This is a genomic window from Blautia acetica (assembly GCF_038739805.1).
In the GTDB taxonomy this organism is placed as follows: Bacteria; Bacillota; Clostridia; order Lachnospirales; family Lachnospiraceae; genus Blautia.
Genome location: NZ_JBBEWO010000006.1, coordinates 57,964 through 69,039 on the forward strand (window position 1 = coordinate 57,964; position 11,076 = coordinate 69,039).

Annotated in this window: 13 protein-coding genes; all 13 read left to right on the top strand. The window is 45.5% G+C overall.

Features of this window, described 5'->3' with window-relative positions; translation table 11 throughout:
* The first annotated feature begins 42 nt into the window (after window positions 1-42).
* A complete protein-coding gene (locus tag WBS51_RS05855; RefSeq protein WP_294459434.1) occupies window positions 43-378 on the top strand; it encodes a PDDEXK nuclease domain-containing protein in 336 nt (111 codons plus the stop codon).
* Between the two features lie 65 nt (window positions 379-443).
* On the top strand, window positions 444-689 hold the full coding sequence (locus WBS51_RS05860; RefSeq protein ID WP_294459432.1) for a hypothetical protein: 246 nt from the start codon (window positions 444-446) through the stop codon (window positions 687-689).
* 206 nt (window positions 690-895) lie between these two features.
* Window positions 896-2,140, top strand: a complete 1,245-nt coding sequence (locus WBS51_RS05865; RefSeq protein WP_294459430.1) for an ABC transporter substrate-binding protein — start codon at window positions 896-898, stop codon at window positions 2,138-2,140.
* A 71-nt stretch (window positions 2,141-2,211) separates the two neighbouring features.
* Window positions 2,212-3,105, top strand: a complete 894-nt coding sequence (locus WBS51_RS05870; RefSeq protein ID WP_294459427.1) for a carbohydrate ABC transporter permease — start codon at window positions 2,212-2,214, stop codon at window positions 3,103-3,105.
* Window positions 3,106-3,166: 61 nt separating this feature from the next.
* Window positions 3,167-3,763 (top strand): iron dependent repressor, metal binding and dimerization domain protein, encoded by a 597-nt coding sequence (locus WBS51_RS05875; protein ID WP_294459424.1) that lies wholly within the window; start codon window positions 3,167-3,169, stop codon window positions 3,761-3,763.
* Between the two features lie 4 nt (window positions 3,764-3,767).
* On the top strand, window positions 3,768-4,598 hold the full coding sequence (locus tag WBS51_RS05880; protein ID WP_294459422.1) for a helix-turn-helix domain-containing protein: 831 nt from the start codon (window positions 3,768-3,770) through the stop codon (window positions 4,596-4,598).
* A gap of 233 nt (window positions 4,599-4,831) precedes the next feature.
* On the top strand, window positions 4,832-5,908 hold the full coding sequence (locus WBS51_RS05885) for a heme-binding Shp domain-containing protein (RefSeq protein WP_294459420.1): 1,077 nt from the start codon (window positions 4,832-4,834) through the stop codon (window positions 5,906-5,908).
* Window positions 5,892-6,980: a heme ABC transporter substrate-binding protein IsdE gene (isdE, locus tag WBS51_RS05890; RefSeq protein ID WP_294459418.1), complete on the top strand. Its 1,089-nt coding sequence runs from the start codon at window positions 5,892-5,894 to the stop codon at window positions 6,978-6,980. Before WBS51_RS05885 ends, isdE begins: the two co-directional genes overlap by 17 nt.
* A 1-nt stretch (window position 6,981) precedes the next feature.
* On the top strand, window positions 6,982-8,007 hold the full coding sequence (locus WBS51_RS05895) for a FecCD family ABC transporter permease (RefSeq protein WP_294459416.1): 1,026 nt from the start codon (window positions 6,982-6,984) through the stop codon (window positions 8,005-8,007).
* Window positions 7,997-8,785 carry an ABC transporter ATP-binding protein gene (locus tag WBS51_RS05900; RefSeq protein ID WP_294459414.1) on the top strand — a complete coding sequence of 263 codons (789 nt, stop codon included), beginning with the start codon at window positions 7,997-7,999 and terminating at the stop codon, window positions 8,783-8,785. Before WBS51_RS05895 ends, WBS51_RS05900 begins: the two co-directional genes overlap by 11 nt.
* Before the next feature lie 18 nt (window positions 8,786-8,803).
* The gene (locus WBS51_RS05905) at window positions 8,804-9,289 is read left to right on the top strand and encodes a hypothetical protein (RefSeq protein WP_294459412.1); all 486 of its coding nucleotides are present in this window, start codon (window positions 8,804-8,806) and stop codon (window positions 9,287-9,289) included.
* A gap of 63 nt (window positions 9,290-9,352) precedes the next feature.
* Window positions 9,353-10,303, top strand: a complete 951-nt coding sequence (locus WBS51_RS05910; protein ID WP_294459410.1) for a hypothetical protein — start codon at window positions 9,353-9,355, stop codon at window positions 10,301-10,303.
* Complete coding sequence (locus WBS51_RS05915; RefSeq protein WP_294459409.1) at window positions 10,287-11,042, top strand: hypothetical protein; 756 nt, start codon at window positions 10,287-10,289, stop codon at window positions 11,040-11,042. Before WBS51_RS05910 ends, WBS51_RS05915 begins: the two co-directional genes overlap by 17 nt.
* The last annotated feature ends 34 nt before the right edge of the window (window positions 11,043-11,076 follow it).

An 11,076-nucleotide genomic window follows, 5' to 3' on the forward strand; every position in this document is an offset into this window, starting at 1 on the left:
AGACTTTTGCAGTCTCCAAAGAAGGAAAATATAATCGAAGAGATGAAAGCTAAAACAAATAAATTTTCCAAAAGTAGATTTGAACTCTTGAAAAGCCCGATTGTTGCTGAATTTTTAGGATTTAAGAATGAGAATACTTATCTTGAAAGTGATTTGGAATCGGCGATTTTATCGCACATTCGAGATTTCCTCATGGAGATGGGAAAAGGATTTGCTTTTGTAGGTAGACAGCAACATATCATTACGGATACACAAGATTATTATATAGATTTGGTTTTTTATAATATCGAATTGAAATGTTATGTGTTAGTTGATTTGAAAATGGGAACTATAACGTACCACACAAGTACGGAATACCTTGTCGAAAATGAGCCATAGAAGAGTGCATAAGGAAAGGAATTTTGAAGGAATTTCTGGAGAAGAATAAAGCGGAGGCAAAGAACATGAGTATATTTGAATATGACCAGGAGAAACATATGAGACAGGAGAGGGAAGAAGCCTGGGAGGAGGGCAAAAAGGCTGGAGTTATCGTGGGGCTTGCACAAGGAAAGCGAGAGTTGCTTTGCGAATTGATACAGAAGAAAGTACAAAAAGGAAAAACTACGGAAGAAATCGCAGAAGAATTAGAAGAACCACAAGAGGTGATAGAAAAAATTTTGCAAGATTTAAACGGCTCCTCATCTAAATAAAACAGAGAAAAGAAGAAGTTTGTGTTGATATGCAGCTTCTTCTTTTTTGCGATAGAAGAACTGCCAAACGATGCACTGTCTGATATTAGAGCGTGAGCAATGACCTAAAAAAAGTTCCAATATACAAAAATAATACAAAAAAAATAGAAAGAACCAGAAATAGTAAAAAAAGGAATGAATTTATTCCTAAAGAATTTTTAGGCGGTATGCTAAAATACATACATAAACAACAAGAGCAAAAACGAAATATAGGCGGAGACGACAAACTGACCATCTGGGCATGGGATGAGGCCTTCAATATTAAAGCAGCAGAAGTTGCCAAAGAAATGTATGCAGAGAAAAATCCGGATGTGGAAATTGATATTGTAACCATGGCACAGGATGACATCGTGACAAAGTTGAACACAAGCCTTTCTTCCGCATCTTATGACGGACTCCCGGACATTGTGCTGATTGAAGATTACAAAGCACAGGGTTATCTGACTTCTTATCAGGATGAATTTGCAGATTTGTCCGACATTGTAAAAGACGGCGCTTTTGCAGAGTACAAGATGGCAGCAAACCAGGTTGACGGAAAAACATACGGCGTACCTTTTGACAGTGGTGTAGCAGCTACCTTCTACCGCAAGGATTTAGTAGAACAGGCAGGTTACACAGAAGCGGATATGGCAAACCTTACCTGGGATAAATACATTGAAATCGGTCAGGCTGTAAAAGAAAAATGCGGCGTGGATATGTGTACCTTAGACCCAAGTGACATCGGACAGATTCGTATGATGATGCAGAGCGCAGGCGCATGGTATACAGGAGAAGACGGAGAAGTTACCTTTGCGGACAACCAGGCCTTAAAAGACGCTATTGATGTATATCAGAAATTAGTAGAATCCGGATGTACAAAACAGGTATCCGGCTGGGATTCTTTCGTAGGCGCATTTAACAACGGTGAAGTTGCATCTGTAGTAACAGGCTGCTGGATTGCACCATCTATCCAGAAAGCAGAAGACCAGAGCGGCAAATGGGCAGTAGCGCCATTCCCTAAAATGGACGCAAATGCTGATTCTGTAAACGCTTCTTCCATCGGCGGCGGTGGCTGGTATGTACTGAAAAATGTAGGTCACGAAGAACTTGCAAAAGACTTCCTTGGAAATACCTTTGCAAGCAGCGTAGATTTAATGAACCAGTTAGCAACGGACATTACACTTGTCAGCACCATGAACGCAGCAGCAGAAGCTGAAAACTACAAAAAAGGCAGCGAATACTTTGGCGGACAGGAAGTTTTCGCGGATTTTGCAAAATGGACATCTGAAGTACCTTCTGTAAACTATGGTATGAATACATATGTATTAGAAGACTTAATGACAGAAGCCCTTCAGGCCATCTTAAACGGTGCAGATAAAGATACCACATTAGAGGACTATCAGGCACAGGCAGAAGCTGCTACAGCACAGTAAGGAAAGAAATAAGGGGCCGCTTGCATGAGGGAATCATAAATGCGGCGGCCCTTCTTGAGGAGTAGAAAATTATGAAAAAACACAGCGTTAGCAAAAAACTGGACAGACGTGCATGGCTGTTTATCATTCCCAGTCTGGTGTTGATTGTCAGCTTTGTATTTTACCCTATGGTACAGGCATTTCTGGCCTCTTTCCAGACAGGTATTGCCAATAATACAGAGTTCGGAGGCCTTGCCAATTACAAGAGAATGTTGACAGATACCACCTTTCAGAAGGCGCTGTTTAACACCGTGTTGTTCTTGATTGTGCAGGTTCCCATTATGATTCTGCTGGCATTGGCAATTTCTTCCATGCTCAACAACAAGAAATTAAAATGCAGAGGGTTATTCAGGACGGCTATCTTTCTGCCGTGTGTAACTTCTCTGGTTGCGTATTCCATTATTTTCAAGAGTCTTTTTGCAAATGACGGATTTATCAATGGTATGCTCATGAATTTACATATGATTGCAGAGCCTATTAACTGGCTGACGAATCCGACTTTTGCCAGAATTCTGATTATTATTGCCATTACCTGGAGATGGACAGGGTACAACATGATTTTCTATCTGTCAGGACTTCAGAGTATTGATGATTCTATTTATGAGGCAGCTGCTATTGACGGCGCAACAGGCTTTCAGAAGTTTCGCTATATGACACTGCCCCTGTTAAAACCAATTATTTTGTTTACAACCATTAACTCTACCATTGGTACGCTTCAGCTCTTCGACGAGACCATGAACATTACCCAGGGCGGACCGGCCAATACTACCATTACGATTTCACAGTATATTTACAACCTGCTGTTTAAGTATCAGCCAAACTTCGGATATGCGGCAGCAGACAGTAGTGATGCAGGACGGATTCGGCAGTATACGACTGTCAAACTCCCGCAATTTATATTGACAAATGAAAAGAGAAAATTATAATAACAAATAGTTAGATATAACTAACTATTGCGGAGACAACAGGAAAAGAAAGGAGAACGCTATGGAAAAGAATAGAAAGCAGCCGGGTGTTGTCAGCAGCCGGAGTGCAGAGGTGGCAGAATTTCTGCAGCTGATATGCGGGACAGAGGAAGCGCAGGCAGAGAAAGAGGCCTGTGCACTGGAAGGAATGTTGGGAAGTGAAGCTATGCAGAGTATTTATGATTTTCTGAAATATGGGGAAGTATATGAGAAACGAATGGAGAGCAGCAGGCTGCGGAATTTGTACTGTACAGGAACTTCTGTGCATGGGATGGGACTGTATTGCCCAGATAGCCGCTATCCCAGGTCCTTATCCGGGGATTATGAAGATTTCTGCCCGGAAAGCTGCCTGCACGTCAGAGAGCAGGAATGTGTTTTCTATCTTTTGCCCAGAGAACAGAGATACAAAAAGCAGCTTTGGTATCAGGATACCGGGAAGTGGAAAGCGGCAAAGAGAGACGGAAAGGGATTTCGCCTTCCCTCGGAAATTTTTGATTTTTTTCTGAGCCCGGATGACCCGGTGATAGAAGCGGAAGGTCTAGTGGCGCTTACGGAAAATGGAGAAAGCCCCAAGGAAGAGAACTGCCGGGAACTGAATATTCATTTATACAGAGGATGAAAGCATGGAACAGGGAGAAAATTTTAAAAGGGAAGGCTTGCCGGCTTTGCAGCAGGTTTATTATCTTATGGAACTGGAACGGCTGGGGAAAAACGGAAAGAAAAGGGGAAGTGTGACCCGGATTGCAAAAACCTGCGGAGTACACAGAAGTTCTGTGAACCGTTATTTTAAAAAGTGTCTGGAAGAGGGGTATCTGACGGAAGGACTGGATTTGACAGAAAAGGGAAAAAAATGGCTGGGAGAATACAGGCAGCTTATCCGAAGACTCAGGGTGTATTTTCAGGAAATGGGCATGGACGAAGCAGAAACAGAGGGTAACGTCCGGGTCATGATAGAACATATGGAGCCGAAGACCATACTTTGTATGATACAAAAGCAGACAGAACAGGGGTCATTGCGGGAACAGGAGGCAAAGCAGATGGTGGGAGGAATGATTCACTATGGCACCTATCCGGTGGATTTTGCCCTGTACCGGCAGGACGGGAAAAAGCAGGGAGAACGCTCTATGGCAGACCGGGGCTTTCAAAAGCCTGCTCTTTTGCGGCACAACCGCAGAGGCAGTTATCTCCAGCTTGAAATCTGTGAGACTCAGGGAAAATCCAGAGTCAGCGGAATTACTATGAGAGGACATTTGGAATCACTGAAGTATCGGGACAGGGGGATTTTATGTCAGGCGGATATCCGGGCCGGGCGTCTTAAAATTCCTCTCAGGGTCTTTGCCTTTCGGAAAAAACAGGACGGAACCATGAAAGGAATCCTGCCGGTGACGGTAAGCGCCAGCGTGGGAAGAACCCATATGCCGGAAAGTACAGCGTTGTTGATTTTCTGGTTTTAGAAGTGTTTCGCCTGCTTTTTGTAATTTTTATTCAGCGCTGAAACAGCAGATTTTGAAAATGCCCAAGGAAAAAACAGCGGATTTTGAGGAAAAGTGAAAAAAGCGTTTGTTGCACCCGTGCGTCAAAGTGAAAAAAAGAGTGTTGACAGATAAAAATCCCCGTGGTATAAGTGGTTACATGAGAGGTAGTTGCGACTAACTCAAAAGCGGAAACAGTGGGAAAGGAAACAGACATGAAGGAACGGAAGAGGAAAAAGAAATTTCTGGCAGTGGTTTGCAGTATGGCTCTGGTATTTTTTATGAGGTTTGGGACAGGGGCCGCGTTGGTGTACGGGGCGTCGGGAACTGTTTATACCTGTACCATTTATCCTTGTTACGCACATCCGGTTACCGGAGAAATCGAGGATTCCGGGGGTGAGGCAGGATATGCCACCGGGCAGGGGATGCTGGAAGGAATTCTATATGGAAATGGAATTATGGAAGTGACTGACAGCGGAGAATATTATCTCACCATTCGTCTGAGCATGATGGACTACACCTCTAATCATAGCTTCTGGGTGCAGAATGTAGGGGACAGCCAGTGGTCTTCCGTTTCTGCAGCGATTACCGGCAACGGTACAGATACCAATGGCTCCAACAGTGATATTTGTATTCAGGTACCCAGTGAAAATTGTGTGGTAAGAGGTTCCATGTATGTGGACCCCATGGGGAGGGAGGTAATTTATTATTTCTATACCGGAGATTATGCAGAGGGCAACAGTACAGATATGACAGCAACCATAGTGACAGAGGCCTCCGGCACAGGAACGGAAAGTGAGACTCAGACCGACAGTCAGAGTGAAAACAGCGGAAGCAGCACTTCTTCAGCTAGCGCCTCTTCCGGCAGTACATCATCTGGAAGCAGCGTAACACCTTCGGCGTCTCTGAAGTCGTCTTCCGGCACATCTTCCGGTACAGATTCCGCAAAGACGGATACACAGCAGAATACGCAGGAAGATACAAAGAATACCACCGGAAACACCGCACAGACGGAACCTTTGCAGAGCAGTATTCAGGAAGCAGCTTCGCCTTCTTCCGATACGGAAGAGGCAACGCTTAGCCAGGCACAGGGACTGAGCCTTTCCACACAAGGCGAGGAAACAGAAACAACGGCCAACAGTGGGAATAACAAAACGGTTAGTATTATTACTACAGCGGTATGTGTCACGTTTTCCGGACTGGTGCTGATGGCTGCTGCTGCGGGAATTGTGTATCTGTTCCGCAGAAACTGGAAAAGATGGGGTTCAGGTGAAGATGATGAAAATTACTGAAAAGTGCAGGAAGAAAAGAAGAGCAGCGCTGCTGGCAGGCACGGTTTTGCTGTTGGCTGCATTGGCCGGTTGTGTGGACCAGAGTCAGGGGAAAACAGCAGAAAATACAAAGGATATCCAGACAGTTTCAGGGCAGAGCAAAAGTGCGGAAACGCTTCTGGAAATCAGTGACCCGCAGGAAAAGGCAGCTGTGGAGGCGGCAAAGCAGAAAGTATCTGCCATGAAAACAGAACCCAGAATTATTGCAACTTCTCCGGCTGTGGCAGAGGTCTGCAGCAGACTGGGGCTGGATTTGGTGGGAATCTGTGAAACCAGTGTGACCACCCTGCCGGAAGAGTATCAGGATTTGCCTTCTGTGGGGACAGCTATGAGCCCGGATATGGAAGTGGTCTCCTCCCTTTCCCTGGACTGGGTGTTAAGTCCTGCCAGTCTCCAGAGCGATTTGCAGCCAAAGTATGAGGCTGTTGGTACGGACTGGGCGTTTCTCAATCTGAGAAGTGTACCGGGGCTGTACCGTTCTATGCAGGAACTGGGAGAAATTTTCGGCAAGGAAGAGGAAGCGCAGAAACAGACAAAAGAATTTACCGATTTTTATGAAAAATATCAGAAAGAACATGAGGACAAAGATAAGCCCAAGGTACTGATTCTCATGGGACTTCCCGGTTCTTATATCATTGCCACGGAAAATTCCTATGTGGGAAGTCTGGTGGAACTGGCAGGCGGGGAAAACGTCTATGCCGGCACAGATCAGGAATTTTTAAACGTCAATACCGAGGACATGAAGACGAAGGAGCCGGACCTTATCCTTCGTACTTCCCATGCGCTGCCGGATCAGGTAAAGGAAATGTTTCAGAAAGATTTTGAAACCAATGATATATGGAAGCATTTTCAGGCAGTAGAGGAAGGCAGAGTGTATGACCTGACCTACGGGCTGTTTGGCATGAGTGCTACCTTTGATTATCCCCAGGCTCTGGAAGAACTGCAGACGCTGCTTTATCCGGATGAGAACGGGGAAAACGGCCAGACAGATACCGAGAAAACAGCAGAAGAAACATCGGAGAAGGAGAAGTGAGATGGAAGATCAAGAGAAGAAAGAAAAGAGCTATCACAGAAAAAAGACAGCCAGAATCCTGGTTTCCTTCACGGTATTTTTGGTGCTGCTGGTGTTGTTGTTCCTGCTGTCTGTCAATATCGGCAGCCTGAAGGTTAGTTTCAACAAACTTTTCCGCGGATTGTTTATTGCTTATGACCAGGATGTGGCTACGGTTTATGACCTGCGCTTTCCCCGCATTTTTATCTCTATGCTGGCGGGGGCGGCGGTTGCTGTGTCAGGTGTGCTGTTTCAGGCTGTGCTGAGAAATCCTCTGGCAGACCCTGGTATTATGGGAATTTCCAGCGGCGCAGGATTTGCGGCTGTTGTGATTACGGCTGCAGCGCCCACTTTATTTTTCTTTACGCCGCTGTTTGCTTTCCTGGGCGGATTGTTTGCCTTTCTTCTGGTGTACAGCCTTTCCTGGAAAGGGGGATTAAGTCCTCTCAGGATTATTCTGGTAGGTGCTGCAGTAAATGCCATGTTTACCGGACTTTCTTCCGGATTTAACTCTATGAGCGGAGGAAATCTGTCAGGAGTTGCCTCGATTGTAAACGGCAATATAACCATGAAGACATGGGATGATGTGAAAACTCTGGCGCCCTATGTGCTGATTGGTTTGGTTCTGGCCGTCCTTCTGGCTTCTATGTGCAACTTGCTGGCTTTGGAAGATAAAACCGCAAGAGGGCTGGGGGTGAATGTCAATGCTATGCGCCTGGTGATTTCTCTGGCAGCAGTGCTTTTGGCTTCTATTTCTACAGCAGTGGCAGGGGCGGTAAGTTTTCTGGGACTGATTGTGCCTCATATCGGCAGAATTCTCATAGGAAGCAACCACAAGGTACTGATACCGTTTTCCGCCATTCTGGGAGCTTTTCTCTTCCTGCTGGCGGATACGCTGGGAAGAACCGTGGCGGCGCCTTATGAGATTTCCGCTTCGGTGATTATGAGTATTGCAGGCGGGCCGTTTTTCATTATTCTGCTTAGGAGGTCAAAGAAATATGCAGGTTAAAGATATGGAAAAGCCGGCAATGAAGGTACAGAATCTTTCCTTTTCCTATGGGAAAAATCCGGTGTTAAAGGATATTTCCTTTGAAATACAGGAAGGGAAAATTACCACCATTTTAGGCGCTAATGGCTGCGGAAAGTCTACCTTGTTTGGGCTGATGACGAAAAATCTGTACCCCAGAAAGGGAAATATTTTCCTTCGGGGAAAAAATCTGCAGAATCTGAGTCTTAAAGATTTTGCAAAAAAGGTTTCCATTGTGCACCAGTATAATACCGCCAGTGAGGATATTACAGTAGAGGAACTGGTTTCTTACGGAAGGACGCCTTACCGAAAAGCCTTTGCAGGTGTCAAAGAGGAAGACGAGAAAATCATTGCATGGGCTATGGACGTTACGGGTGTTTCTCAGTATCAGAACCGGGAAGTGGGCAGATTGTCCGGAGGGCAGAGGCAGAGAGTATGGCTGGCTATGGCGCTGGCGCAGAATACAAAAATCCTGTTTCTGGATGAGCCCACTACTTATCTGGATATTCGTTATCAGATAGAAATTCTGGAACTGGTGCGGAAACTGAACCGGGAATATGGCATAACGATTATTATGGTGCTTCACGATATAAACCAGGCCATTGCTTTTTCAGACAGAATCATTGGACTGAAAGACGGCTGTGTGGAAGTCCAGGGACCGCCGGAGCAAGTCATTACTGCAGACAGCATGGAATCCCTGTATGGAATACACCTGGAGGTGGCAGAAGTCCAAGGACAGAAATTCGTGCTGACGGTGTAGGAGAAAGGAAGGGTAGAATTGAAAAACAAAAAGAAAGCAGGCGTTTTCCTTCTGCTTGCCGTAATCATCCTTGTGGCGGCAGTGGGGATTTACTATAAAACAAGACCCAAAGAGGTCACGAATCTGGAACCTGAGTTTGAAGAAGCCCAGGAGAAACCTCAGGAGGAAGGAAGTTCCGGGGGGACAGATACAGGTATTCAGATTCCGGGCTACACGTCCGTGGAGGTGCAGGCAGGCACAAAAGACGTATCCGTAGAACTGATGAATCCGGAAGAAAATCAGGTGTATTTCGAAATCTCTTTTTACCTGCCCGAAACAGATGAGACGATTTATACCTCCAAGCTCATCAGCCCGGGACAGCATTTGTATGACATTACACTGGAAAGAGAACTGGAAGCGGGGGAATATCCTCTGACCATTCAGTACAAGACCTACAGTGCAGATGAAAACCGGACGCCCAAGAACGGAGCAGAGGTAAACTGCACATTGATTGCAAAAGAATGATTTATGATGTTACTGCGCAGACAGCGCTGAACATAAAAAGAAAACAAAAAGGAGAGAAAAGACATGAAACTTACAAAAATGGTATCCGGCGCGCTTGCAGCGGCCCTGATGGCAACAACAATGTACACGCCTGCATTTGCAGCAGAGGCAGATTTGGCTAACGGAGATTACACAGGTACAATTCATTTCCTCAACGGAAATGGTTCAGGCAACAAGAGCATGTGTGACCCGATTTTTGTACATGAAGCAGATGTGGAACTTACAGATGACGGTGCAGAACTGACTTTTTATGTAGCGTATCCGATTCCGGCTTTTGCAGGACAGGGTGCAGACGGAACGGTAAAGGATGTGACCATGACAATCGACGGACAGACGTATAACGCAGTTTCCGACATTGACAGCAAACCGGAAAAAACTTTTGATACAGCAGGGGCTCTCTTTGGTATCAACGAAGGTGATACGCTTCCAACACAGGTACTGACCGTAGACCTTCCCCGTTCTGCTGTGGACAATCTGGAGCAGGGTGTAGAGACCAGTGCGTATGTCAATGTATTTATGAATATGACACAGAGTTTCTATGTGCAGGTAACAGACTTAAAGGCAGCAGACAACGATAATTCTTCTGAAGAGACTACAGAGCAGAGCATGGAAATCACAGCAGAAGTAGCAGAAAAACCATCAGAACCAACTTATACGGTAACGGTTCCTTCCGCAGTTTCTATGGGAACATTAAGCTCAGAAGCAGAGAACAAACAGGCATATGATGTAACAGTAAAAGCAGCAGATTTAAACGGTACACTTTCTGTAAAAGCACCGGAAAGCGGAACTTTAAACAGCGGAAAAAATACATTGGAATTTAAAAACAGTTTTGCAACACAGACTGTAACACAGGATACAGACGCAACCACTTTAAAAGGTGAACTCAGTGTAGCCGGCAGTGCGGTAGAGGCAGCAGAAGCCGGAAATTATACAGGAACCACTACATTCTCGATTACATATGCGGCACAGAAATAAGAAGAAAAAGGAACTTTGGCAGGCGGCGCTTCTCCTGATTGGTATTTTAACAGTGAGTATGGTGCTGCCGCCTCTGGAAGTTTCCGCAGCTGCAGGGCAGCAAATGCAGGTTTCGGCTAATGTAGCCGGGGAGAGTACCGGGCCGTCTTATACGGTGGTGGTGCCTTCTTCCATAAATCTGGGGGCGCTGAGCCAGCAGCAGGATAATCTGCAAAAATATGAAATCCTGGTTCGTTCCTCCGGGGTAAAGGGAAAACTTTCGGTAGAGGCCCCTGCCCTGGGGGTCCTGCAGAATCAGTCGGAGAACCTGGCCTTTTCCAACGACTTTGGCGTGCAGAGCGTAGACCTGTCTGCCAGCGGGGAAGAAAAGCAGTCTGAAGAAACCGCTTTCTACGGAACTATCTGCATTACAGCCAAAGACGTTGCACAGGCAAAACCGGGAAATTATACAGGCAGTACCACTTTTCAGATTACCTATTCTGCAAACGGAGGTTCTTCCCTGAATAAGAACGATATTCTTAATAAGCAGAATTCTCTGAAGAAGAACAATGCCTTAAGCGGAAACTCCTCTTTAAAAAATGCCTCTTCTTTAAAAAGTGGAACGACTGGTACGAAAACTGCAGGTAAAGTAAAAACCGGTGATGAGCAGTATCTGTTTCTCTGGGCAGCAGCCCTGACGCTGAGCGGAGGATTTACGTGGTACTGTATGACAAAACGAGCAATTCAGAAAAAGAAATAGACAGCCCGGGCAAACCTGTGATACAATGAGACAA